Below are 14,049 nucleotides of genomic sequence, written 5' to 3' on the forward strand. Positions count from 1 at the left end.
AATGGCAGCCATCCACCCGAGGGCCCATGACCCAAGTCGACTTCTATATCCTCCCCGATACCACGCTCGAGGCCCGCCTGCTCTTCGCCTGCCGGCTGGCCGAGACGATCTATCGCAAGGGCTTCCGGCTGCACCTGCATGCCGAGGACGAGGCCATGGCCCGGGAGCTGGACGACCGGCTCTGGACCTTCCGGGCCGATGCCTACGTGCCGCACGCCCTGTCGGGCAGCGAGATGGCGGAGGGCGTGCCGGTGACCATCGGCTGGCAGGACCTGCCGATGGACGGCGAGCCGCCCCAGGCGCTGCTCAACCTGCATCCCGGCATCCCCGAATGGTTCTCGCGCTTCGAGCGGGTCGCCGAGATCATCAACCAGCACCAGGACGTGCTCACCGCCAAGCGCGAGTGCTGGCAGACCTACCGCAGGCGCGGCTACCCGGTCACCCCGCACCAGCTGAAGGGCCAGGCGGGCTGACGCCTCCCCCGGCATCACGCTATAATCGAGCCCATTTTTCAGCATCCCCGGCACCCTGGCAGCCCCCGCGAGGCGCGCTGCCATGGGTCGGTGCCACCTCCTCGACCCGGAATGCCCATGGACAAGACCTACCAACCCGAGCAGATCGAATCCCGCTGGTACGAGCGCTGGGAAGCCGACAACCGCTTCGCCCCCTCGGGCGAGGGCGAGCCCTACGCGATCATGATCCCGCCGCCCAACGTGACCGGCAGCCTGCACATGGGCCACGCCTTCCAGGACACCATCATGGACACCCTGATCCGCTGGCGGCGGATGCAGGGACGCAACACCCTCTGGCAGGTGGGCACCGACCACGCCGGCATCGCCACCCAGATGCTGGTCGAGCGCAAGATCGCCGCCGAGGAGGGTAAGACCCGCTTCGACCTGGGCCGCGAGGCCTTCATCGACAGGGTATGGGAGTGGAAGCAGGAGTCCGGCGGCCATATCACCCGCCAACTGCGCCGCATGGGGGCGAGCGTCGACTGGTCGCGCGAGCGCTTCACCATGGACGACGGCTTCTACCGGGCGGTGCAGGAGGTCTTCGTGCGCCTCTTCGAGGAGGAGCTGATCTACCGCGGCAAGCGCCTGGTCAACTGGGACCCCACCCTGCACACCGCCATCTCGGACCTCGAGGTGGAGAACCGCGACCAGCAGGGCAGCTTCTGGCACTTCCGCTACCCGCTGGCCGACGGCGCCACCACCGATGACGGCAAGGATTACCTGGTCGTCGCCACCACCCGCCCCGAGACCCTGCTCGGCGACACCGGGGTGGCGGTCAACCCCGAGGATCCGCGCTACGCTTCACTGGTCGGCAAGTTCGTGGAACTGCCGCTGGTGGGGCGGCGTATCCCCATCGTGGCCGACGAGCATGCCGACATGGAGAAGGGCTCGGGCTGCGTGAAGATCACCCCGGCCCACGACTTCAACGACTACGAGGTGGGCCGCCGCCAGGGCCTGCCGCTGATCAACGTCTTCACCCAGGACGCCGCCATCCTCGCCCGGGCCGAGGCCTTCGACATCCAGGGCCGGCCGCTGCCCGATGTCGACCCGACCCTGCCCGAGGCCTATGCCGGCCTGGACCGCTTCGAGGCGCGGGTGCGCATCGTCGCCGACATGGAGGCCGCCGGCCTGCTCGAGCAGGTGGAGACCGTCAGCAACACCCTGCCCTACGGCGACCGCTCCGGGGACGTCATCGAGCCGCTGCTCACTGATCAATGGTTCGTCGCCGTCGAAGAGCTGGCCAGGCCCGCCATCGAGGCCGTGGAGAAGGGCGACATCCAGTTCGTGCCGAAGAACTACGAGAACATGTACTTCGCCTGGATGCGCGACCTCCAGGACTGGTGCATCTCCCGCCAGCTGTGGTGGGGCCACCGCATCCCCGCCTGGTACGACGCCGAGGGCCACGTCTACGTGGCGAGAAGCGAGCAGGAGGCCCGGGAGAAGCATGGCCTTCCCGCCGAGGTCGAGCTGACCCAGGACGAGGACGTGCTGGACACCTGGTTCAGCTCCGGGCTCTGGACCTTCGGCACCCTGGGCTGGCCGGAAGAGACCCCGGAGCTGGCGACCTTCCACCCCTCCAGCGTGCTGGTCACCGGCTTCGACATCATCTTCTTCTGGGTCGCGCGGATGATCATGCTGACCGGCAAGTTCATGGGCGAGGTGCCCTTCCAGCAGGTCTACGTGCACGGCCTGGTGCGCGACGGCCAGGGCCAGAAGATGTCCAAGTCCAAGGGCAACGTGCTCGACCCCATCGACCTGATCGACGGCATCGACCTGGAGAGCCTCGTCCAGAAACGGACGGGCAACATGATGCAGCCGCAGAAGGCCCGGGCGATCGAGAAGGCCACCCGCGCCGAGTTCCCCGAAGGGATCGAGCCCCACGGCACCGATGCCCTGCGCTTCACCTTCCTCTCCCAGGCCACCACCGGGCGCGACATCAAGTTCGACATGGGCCGCCTGGAGGGCTACCGCAACTTCTGCAACAAGCTGTGGAACGCCTCGCGCTACGTGCTGATGAATGCCGAAGGAGAAGACTGCGGTGCTGAACTTGATAACGACAGGGGCGGCGAGGTGGAGCTGACCCTGGCCGACCGCTGGATCGTCTCGCGCCTGCAGCAGACCGAGGCCCAGGTGACCAGGGCAATGGAGGAGTTCCGCTTCGACCACGCCTCCCAGGCGCTCTACGAGTTCGTCTGGAACGAGTACTGCGACTGGTACCTGGAGCTCTCCAAGCCGGTGCTGTGGGATGCCGCACAGGGAAGTGCCAATGTCGCAGGAGACAGGATGTCGGGAGCGACCGAGGCCGCCTCCGCGGAGGCCAAGCGCGGCACCCGCCGCACCCTGGTGCGCGTGCTGGAGGCGATCCTGCGCCTGGCCCACCCGATGATGCCCTTCATCTCCGAGGAGATCTGGCAGCGCATCGCGCCGCTGGCCGGCACCTGCCAGGGCGAGGGGGACTCCCTGATGGTCCAGCCCTGGCCCGAGAGTGATGACAGCAAGGTCGACGAATCGGCGACCCGCGATATCGAGTGGCTCAAGGGCGTGATCGTCGCGGTGCGCAACATCCGCGCCGAGATGAACATTGCCCCGGGCAAGCCGCTGGAGGTGCTGCTCACCAAGGGCAGCGCGGAAGACGCCAGGCGCCTGGCGGCCAACCGGCCCTTCCTCGCCAAGCTGGCCAAGCTGGCGAGCGTCGAGTGGCTCGACGACCCCGAGCAGGCCCCGCTCTCGGCCACCCAGCTGGTGGGCGAGATGGAGGTGCTGGTGCCCATGGCCGACCTGATCGACAAGGAGGCCGAGCTCAAGCGTCTCGACAAGGAGATCGACAAGCAGGACAAGCTGATCGGCGGCATCGAGAAGAAGCTTTCCAACGAGAGCTTCGTCGCCAAGGCCCCCGAGGCGGTGGTCGAGAAGGAGCGCGGCAAGCTTCAAGACTTCCAGGCCGCGCGCCGCCTGCTGGTCGAGCAGCGCGACAAGATCGCCGCGCTCTGATCGCTGACCACTCCCCACAGCCACAAGGGCCCGCCAATGGCGGGCCCTTGTGGTACCGATCGATGATCGAGTGAGAGAAAGCCAGGTTTCGCGTCACGAGCGAAGAGAGGCTGGTCGCCGCCGGAGCGGAGCAACCGGAGTTGACTAGCTGCTCAATGAGGATTGTGAGCACCGCCGGCGGCCAGGATATCGAGCGCAGTAGCGAACCCTGGTTTTCTCAGTCGACGCGGCGCCAGCCGCCCAATACCCGCTGGTCGGGGCCGAAGAACACCAGCCGGTCGTGGTCGATCAGGTAGCGGTAGGCGTTCTCCAGCATGCCGGTCACCCGGGCGGCGTCCTCGGCCCGGGGGCAGGCGCGACGGGTGGTGGCCAGGTCCGAGAACGCGATGCGGTTATTGTCGCCCAGCGAGGCCCGGCCGATCAGCCGGTTGCAGCCGTCGCTGCCGCTCACCCGGCCATCACGGTCGATCACGAAGTGGGGGCGCTCCGGCATCTCGAGGCGCTCATCGGTGCCCACCAGCAGCAGGTTCCAGCGCTGGTCGACCACCGGCCCCTCGAGCCGGGCCGAGGGCTCGTCGGCGACCTGGGGCCCCGGGCCACCCCCGCAGGCGGCCAGCAGCAGGGCGCCGGCCGCGAGCATCAGTGTGTTGCGTAACGGTTTGATCATCATGGTATCTTCCTTGAGGCACGAGGCGATTGCCCAGGCGCCAAGCTTGCCCCAGCCGGGGCATCGAGACAATTCCCCGCTCCACCGTTCATTGTTCCCCATGAGGCCCCGCATGCTTCACGCGCTCCACAACGATGCCCTCGGCAAGCTGATCCTGCGACTCACCGTGGCCGGCCTGCTGCTGCCCCACGGGCTGACCAAGCTGCTCAATCCGGGCAGCCTGACCTGGATCGGCAACACCCTGGCCGGCCAGGGCCTGCCGACCGTGCTCGCCTACGGCGTGCTGGTCGGCGAGGTGGTGGCACCGCTGATGGCGCTGGTCGGCTGGCGAAGCCGCGTGGCAGGACTGCTGATGGCCGCCAACATGGTGGTGGCCATCTTCCTGGTGCACATGGGGGAGATCACCGTCTTCAAGGACAACGGCGGCTGGGCGCTGGAGCTGCAGGGCTTCTTCCTGTTCGGCGCCCTGGCGCTGGTCTTCCTGGGCAGCGGACGGATGGCCTGGCGGCCGGATTGAACCAGCCGGCGGTCCCCGGCGCTCACCAGGTCCCGGTATTCTCCATGGAGATCCAGGGCTCCTTTGGCTCCTGGGGCTCACCCTTCTGCAGCAGCTCCACCGAGATGCCGTCGGGGCTCCTGACGAAGGCCATGTGGCCGTCCCGGGGCGGACGGTTGATGGTCACGCCGTTCGCCTGCAGGTGCTCGCAGAGGGCATAGATGTCATCCACCCGGTAGGCCAGGTGGCCGAAGTTGCGCCCGCCGGTGTACTCCTCGGGGTCCCAGTTCCAAGTCAGCTCCAGCTCCGGCGCCTTGAGCTCGGCGGAGCGGGCCTCGTCCTCCGGGGCGGCCAGGAAGACCAGGGTGAAGCGGCCCTTCTCGCTCTCCTTGCGGCGCACCTCGGTCAGGCCGAGCAGGTCACAGTAGAAGTGCAGCGAGGCGTCGAGGTCGCTGACCCGGACCATGGTGTGCAGGTACTGCATGGGGGACTCCTGTCGCGTCAGTCGTGGGTGTATTCGGAGAAGATCGCCGGCGTGCGATCGTCATGACGCCAGCCCAGCACCGCGTAGTCGTCGTGGCGGCCGGTCTCCATGCCGGGGGAGCCATGAGGCATGCCCGGTACCGCGAGTCCCGCCAGGTCGGGCTTCTCGTCCAGCAGGCGGCGGATATCGGCCGCCGGGACGTGGCCCTCGATCACGTAGCCGTCCACCACCGCGGTGTGGCAGGAGGCGAGGCCGGGCGAGACGCCATGCTCGATCTTCACCGCCCGCATGTCCCGGGTCTCGTGCTGTGTGACCTCGAAGCCCTCGGCCTCCAGGTGCTTGGCCCAGGCGGTGCAGCAGCCGCAGTTCGGGTCCTTATGCATCTCCACCACGGGCGTCTCGGCCCAGGCGGGGATGGCGATGGTGGCCAGCAGGGCGCCGGCGAGGGTCAGGCGTTGTGGTGATGTCATGACGGGCACTCCCCAGTGTAAGGTATCGACTCGATTGTCGGCCATTTCCCGGCCCCACTGCCACCCCGGAGCGACAGCATGAGCCATTACTGCGACCTGGCCCCCGGGCATCCGTTCCACGGCCCCTATCACGACCACGAGTACGGCTTCCCGGTGGATGACGACCGCACCCTCTTCGAGCGCCTGGTGCTGGAGATCAACCAGGCGGGACTCTCCTGGCTTACCGTGCTGAAGAAGCGCGAGGCCTTCCGGGTCGCCTTAGAGGGCTTCGACATCGATCGCATCGCCGGCTATGGCGAGGAAGAGCGGGCCCAGCTGCTGGCGGATGCCGGCATCATCCGCAACCGCCTCAAGGTCGATGCCGTGATTCACAACGCCGGGGTGGTGCAGGCGCTGCAGGCCGAGCACGGCAGCCTGCGCGCCTGGCTCGACCACCACCATCCGCTGGAGCATGCCGCCTGGGTGCGCCTCTTCCGGCGCACCTTCCGCTTCACCGGCCCGGAGATCGTGGGCGAGCTGCTGATGAGCACCGGCTACCTGCCCGGCGCCCACCGCGACGACTGCCCGGTGCAGGCGCGCATCCTGGCCGCGGGGCCGCCCTGGGCACGGCCCGACTGAGCGCCGCCCGGCGGAACCCCCGGCATGGCCGGGCGTCACAGGAAAGGCTTACCGCTGACCAAGGACCTTCTGATGGACTCGATCACCCAGGCCGCGCTGGGTGCGGCAATCGGCGGCACCGTGCTCGGCCGGCGGCTGGGCCGCAAGGCGGTCCTCCTCGGCGCGGCCATCGGCACCCTGCCCGACCTGGACGTGGTCATCGACTACGGCGATGCCGTGGCCAACGTTACCCAGCACCGAGGATTCAGCCACTCGCTGTTCGTGCTGGCGGGACTGGCCATCGCCCTGGCCCTGCTCGCGGCGCGATTCGCCCCGGCTCGGGACATCTCCCTGCGTCGCTGGGGGCTCTTCTTCGGGCTCATCCTGCTGACCCATCCGCTGCTCGACGCCCTGACCACCTACGGCACCCAACTGTGGTGGCCGCTGGAGGTGCGTCCCGCGGCCTGGCCCATCGTCTTCATCATCGACCCGCTCTACAGCCTGCCGCTGCTGGTGGGCGTGGGGGTGGCGCTGGCCACCGGCAGGGCGCAGCGGGCACCCCGCTGGGGGCTGGCCCTCTCCTGTGCCTACCTGGTGTTCGCCGTCGGGGCCAAGCAGCTGGTGGAGGCACGCATCGCCCCGGTGCTGGCCGAGCAGGGTCTGGAACAGGCGCCGCGGCTCGTCCAGCCCACCCCCTTCAATACCCTGCTGTGGCGGGTCACGGTGGCCGACGGCGCGCACCACCACGAGGCCCTGGTGGGGGTGTTCGACGGCGACCGACGACCTTCGCTGGAGACCTATGCCCGGGGCGCCGACCTGGAGGCGACGGCACTCGACAGCGCACGCGGCCGGCGCCTCGACTGGTTCGCCGGCCCCTTCCTGCGCTACGAGACTCGCCACCTCGACGGCCGCGAGACCCTGGTGGCCACCGACCTGCGGCTGGGCTTTCCGGGCTTCCACCCCTTCGCCTTCACCCTGGCCACCCGCGACGACGGTGACTGGCAGGCGATCGGCGTCTCCGAGCAGCTGCCCTCCCCCTCCCGCGGCAACCGTGACGCCCTCACCCGACTGGGTTCCCGCATCCTCAGCCCGGAACCCGGGCTCTGCACCAGCGACTTCGTGTCCCGCCAGTGGCTGGTCGGCACGCCCGGCACGTGCTGACGACCGGCAGCGACGCAAACGGGGGTGGCCATCCGGCCACCCCCGCACCTTTTCGGCCCGTGTCGACCGGGACGGTCAGAGGCGCGCCACCAGGGCGTCGATGGCCTGACGCGCCTCCTCGATGGCCGCGTCACGCTTGCCCATGTTGAGCCCCTCGGCGAACACCACATCCACCTCGGTGATGCCCATCAGCCCCAGCATGCCCTTGAGGTGCGGGGTCTGGCTGTCCAGCTCGGTGCCGGCATACTGGCCGCCGCGGGCCGCCAGGATCACCGCCCGCTTGCCCTCGACCAGCCCCTTGGGGCCGTTCTCGGTGTAGCGGAAGGTCTCGCCGGCCCGCAGCACCCGATCGAACCAGGCCTTGAGCTGGGAGGGGATGCCCAGGTTGTAGAGGGGCACCGCCAGCACCAGGACGTCGTGGTCGAGAAGCTCGTGGATCAGGGCGTCGGAGCGCTCGGCCAGCGCCCGCTGCTCGACCGAACGCTCCTCGGCCGGCACCTGCCAGGCGCCCAGCTCGCTGGCCTCGAGGTGCGGCAGCGCCTCGGCGACCAGGTCGCGGTGGGTCACCGCCAGCCCCTCGCGCTCGGCGGCGCGGGCCTGGAAATGCTCGACCAGGGCGATGGACTGGCCCTTCTCGCCGAGGATGGAGGCGGTGAGGACGAGGGCACGGGTGGTCATGGCGATCTCCTTGGATTCGGTCTCGATTGACTGATCGCCATTTTACGTGCACGAATTGCAACGAAAAGCGCAAAGTTCCGCCGCCTCCATACTATAAAATCGAAAAATAGGCTGAAGCTTCTGGGCGCGTCGCGAGCGAACACGGGTTGCGTGCGGCCGGAGCGCAGTTACCGGAGTTGACCGGATGCTCAATGAGGATGCGACCGAGCCGGCGCACCTGGACCGCCCGCGCGCGAGCTGTGAAGCGCAGTAGCGCCCAGGAATTTCAGGGAGCGATGCCCTGGCCGCAGCCCCGATACTGCTCGCCGTCGACGCTCAGGGTGACCCGCGCCGGGAAGGGCTCGCCGCTCATGTCGTCCAGGCAGGCGCCGGCCTCGATGCGCAGCTCGAAGGGGGTATCGCCGCGGCCACTCTGCAGGATCACCCGCCCGGCGCCGTTGTCCAGGGTGGTCACCCGATAGGGCAGCGTCTGCTCCCGGGTGCCGTAGTCCAGGGTCAGGGCCGCCTCGGGGCGGTCATTGGCCAGGTGCACCATCCAGCCCGGCTCGTTGCCGCGCCCCTGGAACATCACCCCGGGGCGCTGCTGACGGGTCAGCGCCTGGCGCTGCATGTAGGCCTGGCACTCGAGCCGTCCCCGGGGCGTCTCCACGATGGCCGCATCACCCCTGTTCCAGAAGCTGACCTGGCCGCCCTCGTAGCGGGCACCGCTCGCCACCACCGCCGGCTGGAGACGCCAGGCACCGTGCGCCGACCAGAGCCTCAGCTCACCCTCCGGCCCCTTCGGGTCGGCGGTGACCAGCGCCTGGTCGGGCGTGCAGCGCCAGGAGGTGAAGCTTTCGGCGTCGCCGGGGAAGAGCACCGAGGGAAGAAGCGGGGCCTGGCCGGCCGCGGTGATCGGCGCGGGGGCGGTGGCACAGCCACCCAGCAGCAGGGTGGCGACGAACAGGGCGGGGGCGAACGAGCGGAACATGACGACTCCTTACATGAGCGGGATCCGATGGCAGCAATCATAGCAGCTCTCGCCGCCCGCTAGCGCCACCTGGCCATGACAGCAACGCGCGCTCAGCCGAAGCGTCGCCGCAGTCGCTTCGCCGCCTCGACCATGCTGGCCAGGGCCGGCTCCACCTCGGCCCAGCCGCGGGTCTTGAGGCCGCAGTCCGGGTTCACCCAGAGCCGCTCGACCGGGATGCGTTCTGCGGCCTTCTCCATCAGCGCCACCATCCAGTCCACCTCGGGGATGTTGGGCGAGTGGATGTCGTAGACCCCCGGCCCGATGGCGTTGGGATAGGCGAAGCCCTGGAAGGCGTCGAGCAGCTCCATGTCCGAGCGCGACGTCTCGATGGTGATCACATCGGCATCCAGGGCGGCAATCGACTCGATGATGTCGTTGAACTCTGAATAGCACATGTGGGTGTGGATCTGGGTCTCGTCACGCACCCCCGAGGCGGCCAGCCGGAAACAGGCCACCGCCCAGTCGAGGTAGCCCTGCCACTCGGCGCGACGCATCGGCAGCCCCTCGCGCAGGGCCGGCTCGTCGATCTGGATGGCGCGGATGCCCGCCGCCTCGAGGTCGAGGACCTCGTCGCGCAGCGCCAGGGCGAGCTGCCGGCAGGTGGTCTCGCGGGGCTGGTCGTCGCGCACGAAGGACCACTGCAGCAGGGTGACCGGCCCGGTGAGCATGCCCTTCATCGGCCGCTCGGTGAGCGACTGGGCATATTCGCTCCAGCGCACCGTCATCGCCGCCGGGCGCACCACGTCGCCGAAGAGGATCGGCGGCTTGACGCAGCGCGTCCCGTAGCTCTGCACCCAGCCGAAGCGCGTGAAGGCGTAGCCGTCGAGCTGCTCGCCGAAGTACTCGACCATGTCGTTGCGCTCGGGCTCGCCGTGCACCGGCATGTCGATGTCCAGCACCTCCTGGCGGGCCACCACCCGGGCGATCTCCTCGCGCATCCGAGCCTCGTAGCCCTCGCGAGAGAGCTCGCCGGCCTTGAAGGCGCGCCGGTCGGCGCGGATCTCCGCCGTCTGGGGGAAGGAGCCGATCGTCGTGGTAGGGAACAGCGGCAGCGCGAGATGGCGCTGCTGGGCCACGGCACGCGTGGCGAAGGGAGAGCGACGCCGTGTATCGGCCGCCGTGACCCCGGCCAGCCGCTCGGCCACCTGGGGGCGATGCAGGCGAGGCGCCTCGCGACGCGACTGCAGGGCCCGGCTGGCGGCCGCCACGCGATCACGGTCGGCGGCGCCGGCGCGGCCATCCAGCAGGCGCGCCAGGGTGGCCGTCTCGTCGAGCTTCTGCCGGGCGAAGGCCAGCCAGCTCCTGATCTCGGCATCCAGCGAGGTCTCCGCGGCCAGGTCCACCGGCACGTGCAGCAGCGAGCAGCTCGTGGCGATCCACAGCCGCTCGCCCAGGCGCATGCGTGCCGTGGCCAGGCGCTCGCGCCACAGGGCCAGGTCGGCCCGCCAGACGTTGCGCCCGTCGATGGCCCCCACCGAGAGCACCTTGTGGGGCAGCAGGCGATCCAGCACCGCGTCGAGCTGCGCCGGGGCACGCACCGCGTCGATGTGCAGGCCATCCACCGGCAGGCCCACCGCCAGGGAGAGGTTGTCACCCAGGCCACCGAAGGGGCTTGCCAGCAGCAGCCTGACCGGGGTGGCCTGCAGCCGATGGTAGGCGCGCTCGTAGGCCTGTCGCCAGGCCAGGGGCAGGTCCTGCACCAGCGCCGGCTCGTCGAGCTGGACCCACTCGACGCCCTGCCCGGCCAGCCGCTCCAGCACCTCGGCATAGACATCGAGGATGCCGTCGAGCAGGGAAAGCCGGTCGAACTCGTCGCGGGCCTCGCCGCGCTCCTTGCCCAGCCACAGCCAGGTCAGCGGACCGGTCAGGGCCACCTTGACCGGGTGGCCGGCGGCCCGGGCCTCGTCCACCTGGTCGAAGAGGCGGCGGCTGGCCAGGCGAAAGGTCTGGCCGGCGTGCAGCTCGGGGACCAGGTAGTGATAGTTGGTATCGAAGTACTTGGTCATCTCGCAGGCCGCGGCCGGCTCGCCGCCGGGGGCCCGGCCCCGGGCCATGCGGAAGGCGGTGTCCAGCGACACCTCGCCACGAGCCACCTCCGCCTCGGCCCCGAAGCGCCCCGGCACCGCCCCCAGCAACACCGAGACGTCGAGCACCTGGTCGTAGAAGGCGAAGTCCCCCACCGTCACCAGGTCGAGACCGGCCTCGCGCTGGGCCGCCCAGTTCGCCAGGCGCAGGGCACGCCCGGTGGCCTCCAGGGCCTCGCGGTCGATCTCGCCCCGCCAGTAGGCCTCGGTGGCATGTTTCAGTTCGCGATCCGCGCCGATGCGCGGATAGCCGATGACATGAGCCAGCGTCATGATGACGTCCCTTCTTCATGAATGATGCCGGGAAGTCTCGCTGGCCAGCCGATGTGAATCAAACTAAACTTCCTAATCTTGAAGATGAATCAGGTTCACTCGAATGCTCGAACTCCGTCACCTGCGCACCCTGGTCGCCCTGCGCGATGCCGGCTCCCTGGTGGAAGCCGCCGAACGCGTGCACCTGACCCAGTCGGCCCTCTCCCACCAGATCAAGGACCTGGAGGAGCGCCTGGGGAGCCCGCTGTTCCTGCGCAAGACCCGGCCGGTGGAGTTCACCCGGGCCGGCACGCGCCTGCTGACCCTGGCCGAGCAGGTCCTGCCGCTGGTGCGCATGGCCGAGCGCGACCTGGCCCGGCTGGCCGGCAACGAGCAGGGGCGCCTGCACATGGCCATCGAGTGCCACAGCTGCTTCCAGTGGCTGATGCCCACCATCGACCACTTCCGCAACCACTGGCCGGAGGTGGAGATCGACATCCCCGGCGGCCACCACTTCGATCCCCTGCCGGCGCTGGCCCGCGAACAGCTCGACCTGGTGATCACCGCCGATCCCCAGCCACTGCCCGGCATCCACTACGAGCCGCTGTTTCGCTACGAGGGCCTGCTGGCGGTGGCCCGTCAGCACCCCCTGGCTGGCCGGCCCTTCGTCACCCCCGAGGAGCTGGCCGAGGAGACCCTGATCACCTATCCGGTGGAACATGCCCGGCTCGACGTCTTCACCCAGTTCCTCGACCCCGCCGGGGTACGGCCGAAGGAGGTACGCACCGCCGAGCTGACCATCATGATGATGCAGCTGGTGGCCAGCGGACGCGGCGTCTGCGCCCTGCCCAACTGGGCCCTCACCGAGTACCTGGAACGCGACTACGTCAAGGCCGTGGCGCTGGGTGAGAAGGGGGTGTGGAGCACGCTGTTCGCGGCGATCCGCGAGGAGACCCGCGGCGCGCCCTGGATGGAGGACTTCCTGCGCACCGCCCGGGAGACCTCCTTCGCGGTGCTGGAGGGGATCAGGCCGGCGTAGCGTTGCGCCGCGGCAGCAGCAGGGTGAAGCGCGCCCCACCGAGCGCGGCGCTGGCATCCACCATCACGCTGCCGCCGTGCCAGGCCATGACCTTCTGCACGATGGAGAGCCCCAGGCCGTAGCCGCCGGAGTGCCGGGTGCGGCTGTCGTCAAGGCGCGCGAAGGGCTTGAAGACCTCGCTGCGCGCCGCCGCGGGAATGCCGGGGCCATCGTCCTCCACATCCAGGCGCACCAGCCGGGGTTCGCTCTGCAGGCGGATCACCACCCGGGAGCGGGCGTGACGGCAGGCATTGGCCACCAGGTTCTGCAGCGCCCGCTGCAGGTAGCGGGGCTCCGCCTGGACCTCCACTTCCGGCCCCTCGTCCAGTTCGATGAGGACGTCGCGATGCAGCGGCCGCAGCGCCTCGATGACCCGCTCGGCCATGGCGCGGCAATCGACCAGCGAGGTCTCGAGCTCGGCGCCATTGGCCGTCTCGCTGCCCAACCGGGCATAGGTGAGGATCTCGTCGATCAGCTCGTCGAGTTCGGTGATGTCGCCATCGACGCCCTCCAGCTGCCGACGGATCGCCGGATCGTCGGTCATGTCCTCGACCATCTGCACCGCGAAGCGGATGCGCGCCACCGGGGTGCGCAGCTCGTGGGAGACCGCGCGGATCATGTCCTGCTGGGCGCGCAGCAGCGACTGCACCTGGGCGGCCATGCCGTTGAAGGCCATCCCCAGGCGCCCCAGGAAGTCGCCGCTCTCGACCTTGACGCGGGTATCCAGTCGCCCACCGGCGATGCGGGTCGCCGCCAGCTCCAGGCGCGCCATGCGGGCCTCCACCCCGCGCACGATCAGGTAGATGATCGCCGCCAGCACGCCCAGCAGCAGCACCAGCAGCAGCACCAGCAGCGAACCCGGCAGCGGCTCGAAGGCCTTCACCGGGCCGATGGCCAGCCAGCGGGTCTGGGGGTCGCTGCCGGGCAGCAGGCGGTACATCGCCATGGACCAGCGCCCGGGCAGCAGCCTGATCACCACCTCCCCCTCCGCCAGGCGCGCCAGCTGGCGGGTATCCAGCCCCTCGGGCGGGGACTCGCTCAGCTGCAGGGGAATGCCGTCACCGGCGACCCGCTCCAGCTGGGCCCGGCGCGCGTCGCCCGAGGCCTGGGCGAGCCACTCGGCGAGCAGCTCGGTGAGCCCGCGCAGCTGCTGCTCGCTGAGGCTCGCCACGTCGACCTCCAGCAGATTCTCGCCACCGGGGAGCAGACGCTGCAGGCGCCAGCCGTACTCGCCCCGGGGCATGACCAGCACGCGGCCGCGCTCGAGGCGCGAGCGGGAGAAGTAGTTCAGGGAGAGGTCGTCGACCGACACCAGCCGGAGGGTCATGTCGAGCTGTTCCGAGCGGCTCGCCAGCCACGCCTCGCGTCCGGCCTCGGGCAGCGAGTCGACCCAGGCGGTCAGCACCCGCATAGGCGGCTCGACCAGCTGCTCGCGATAGTGCTCGCGGCGCACCTGGTCGACAATGGCCAGCCCCAGCAGCGCCAGGCCGAAGGTCAGCAGCAGCGCCAGCGCCAGCAGGACATAGACGCGCAGGAAGGTGCTGTCGGCCAGGGTCCGACGCATGGC

13 protein-coding genes are annotated in these 14,049 nt (G+C 69.6%); 6 read left to right on the forward strand and 7 right to left on the reverse strand.

Annotated elements, in window-relative coordinates; translation table 11 throughout:
* Positions 1-26 precede the first annotated feature (26 nt).
* A complete protein-coding gene (locus SCI24_RS02125; protein WP_318723749.1) occupies positions 27-473 on the forward strand; it encodes a DNA polymerase III subunit chi in 447 nt (148 codons plus the stop codon).
* Positions 474-590: 117 nt separating this feature from the next.
* Entirely contained in the window at positions 591-3,503 is a 2,913-nt protein-coding gene (locus SCI24_RS02130) for a valine--tRNA ligase (protein ID WP_318723750.1), read from the forward strand.
* Positions 3,504-3,720: 217 nt separating this feature from the next.
* On the opposite strand, the gene SCI24_RS02135 is transcribed toward SCI24_RS02130, so the two are convergent.
* Positions 3,721-4,173: an META domain-containing protein gene (locus tag SCI24_RS02135; RefSeq protein WP_318723751.1), complete on the reverse strand. Its 453-nt coding sequence runs from the start codon at positions 4,171-4,173 to the stop codon at positions 3,721-3,723.
* 109 nt (positions 4,174-4,282) lie between these two features.
* On the opposite strand from SCI24_RS02135, the gene SCI24_RS02140 reads away from it, so the two are divergent.
* Positions 4,283-4,687, forward strand: coding sequence for a DoxX family protein (locus SCI24_RS02140; RefSeq protein ID WP_318723752.1), 405 nt, complete (start codon positions 4,283-4,285; stop codon positions 4,685-4,687).
* 22 nt (positions 4,688-4,709) lie between these two features.
* Here the strand turns inward: SCI24_RS02140 and SCI24_RS02145 are convergent, their stop codons facing one another.
* Positions 4,710-5,150, reverse strand: a complete 441-nt coding sequence (locus SCI24_RS02145) for a VOC family protein (RefSeq protein ID WP_318723753.1) — start codon at positions 5,148-5,150, stop codon at positions 4,710-4,712.
* A 17-nt stretch (positions 5,151-5,167) separates the two neighbouring features.
* A complete protein-coding gene (locus SCI24_RS02150) occupies positions 5,168-5,620 on the reverse strand; it encodes a DUF411 domain-containing protein (protein ID WP_318723754.1) in 453 nt (150 codons plus the stop codon).
* Between the two features lie 78 nt (positions 5,621-5,698).
* Between SCI24_RS02150 and SCI24_RS02155 the strand changes: the two genes are divergently transcribed.
* Together SCI24_RS02155 and SCI24_RS02160 are read left to right on the forward strand one after the other, a co-directional pair.
* Positions 5,699-6,238: a DNA-3-methyladenine glycosylase I gene (locus SCI24_RS02155; protein WP_318723755.1), complete on the forward strand. Its 540-nt coding sequence runs from the start codon at positions 5,699-5,701 to the stop codon at positions 6,236-6,238.
* 72 nt (positions 6,239-6,310) lie between these two features.
* Positions 6,311-7,378, forward strand: a complete 1,068-nt coding sequence (locus tag SCI24_RS02160) for a metal-dependent hydrolase (protein ID WP_318723756.1) — start codon at positions 6,311-6,313, stop codon at positions 7,376-7,378.
* Between the two features lie 75 nt (positions 7,379-7,453).
* On the opposite strand, the gene SCI24_RS02165 is transcribed toward SCI24_RS02160, so the two are convergent.
* The 3 genes from SCI24_RS02165 to metE all read right to left on the reverse strand — a co-directional run bounded on the left by SCI24_RS02165 (position 7,454) and on the right by metE (position 11,425).
* The gene (locus SCI24_RS02165; RefSeq protein WP_318723757.1) at positions 7,454-8,056 is read right to left on the reverse strand and encodes an FMN-dependent NADH-azoreductase; all 603 of its coding nucleotides are present in this window, start codon (positions 8,054-8,056) and stop codon (positions 7,454-7,456) included.
* Positions 8,057-8,321: 265 nt separating this feature from the next.
* The gene (locus tag SCI24_RS02170) at positions 8,322-9,026 is read right to left on the reverse strand and encodes a COG3650 family protein (RefSeq protein WP_318723758.1); all 705 of its coding nucleotides are present in this window, start codon (positions 9,024-9,026) and stop codon (positions 8,322-8,324) included.
* A gap of 92 nt (positions 9,027-9,118) precedes the next feature.
* A complete protein-coding gene (gene metE / locus SCI24_RS02175) occupies positions 9,119-11,425 on the reverse strand; it encodes a 5-methyltetrahydropteroyltriglutamate--homocysteine S-methyltransferase (RefSeq protein WP_318723759.1) in 2,307 nt (768 codons plus the stop codon).
* A 103-nt stretch (positions 11,426-11,528) separates the two neighbouring features.
* Here metE and SCI24_RS02180 point away from each other — a divergent pair, with 103 nt between their 5' ends.
* Positions 11,529-12,443, forward strand: coding sequence for a LysR family transcriptional regulator (locus tag SCI24_RS02180; RefSeq protein WP_318723760.1), 915 nt, complete (start codon positions 11,529-11,531; stop codon positions 12,441-12,443).
* Here the strand turns inward: SCI24_RS02180 and SCI24_RS02185 are convergent.
* Positions 12,430-14,046 (reverse strand): ATP-binding protein, encoded by a 1,617-nt coding sequence (locus SCI24_RS02185; RefSeq protein WP_318723761.1) that lies wholly within the window; start codon positions 14,044-14,046, stop codon positions 12,430-12,432. The two genes, SCI24_RS02180 and SCI24_RS02185, sit on opposite strands and share 14 nt — an antisense overlap.
* Positions 14,047-14,049 lie beyond the last annotated feature (3 nt).

It is taken from the genome of Halomonas sp. (assembly GCF_033549285.1).
Classification (GTDB): domain Bacteria; phylum Pseudomonadota; class Gammaproteobacteria; order Pseudomonadales; family Halomonadaceae; genus Halomonas.

Coding starts and splice junctions, on each gene's coding strand:
- SCI24_RS02135 (WP_318723751.1), bottom strand. CDS start 4,173: ATGATGATCAAACCGTTACGCAACACACTGATGCTCGCGGCCGGCGCC.
- SCI24_RS02145 (WP_318723753.1), bottom strand. CDS start 5,150: ATGCAGTACCTGCACACCATGGTCCGGGTCAGCGACCTCGACGCCTCG.
- metE (WP_318723759.1), bottom strand. CDS start 11,425: ATGACGCTGGCTCATGTCATCGGCTATCCGCGCATCGGCGCGGATCGC.
- SCI24_RS02150 (WP_318723754.1), bottom strand. CDS start 5,620: ATGACATCACCACAACGCCTGACCCTCGCCGGCGCCCTGCTGGCCACC.
- SCI24_RS02140 (WP_318723752.1), top strand. CDS start 4,283: ATGCTTCACGCGCTCCACAACGATGCCCTCGGCAAGCTGATCCTGCGA.
- SCI24_RS02170 (WP_318723758.1), bottom strand. CDS start 9,026: ATGTTCCGCTCGTTCGCCCCCGCCCTGTTCGTCGCCACCCTGCTGCTG.
- SCI24_RS02130 (WP_318723750.1), top strand. CDS start 591: ATGGACAAGACCTACCAACCCGAGCAGATCGAATCCCGCTGGTACGAG.
- SCI24_RS02165 (WP_318723757.1), bottom strand. CDS start 8,056: ATGACCACCCGTGCCCTCGTCCTCACCGCCTCCATCCTCGGCGAGAAG.
- SCI24_RS02155 (WP_318723755.1), top strand. CDS start 5,699: ATGAGCCATTACTGCGACCTGGCCCCCGGGCATCCGTTCCACGGCCCC.
- SCI24_RS02160 (WP_318723756.1), top strand. CDS start 6,311: ATGGACTCGATCACCCAGGCCGCGCTGGGTGCGGCAATCGGCGGCACC.
- SCI24_RS02125 (WP_318723749.1), top strand. CDS start 27: ATGACCCAAGTCGACTTCTATATCCTCCCCGATACCACGCTCGAGGCC.
- SCI24_RS02185 (WP_318723761.1), bottom strand. CDS start 14,046: ATGCGTCGGACCCTGGCCGACAGCACCTTCCTGCGCGTCTATGTCCTG.
- SCI24_RS02180 (WP_318723760.1), top strand. CDS start 11,529: ATGCTCGAACTCCGTCACCTGCGCACCCTGGTCGCCCTGCGCGATGCC.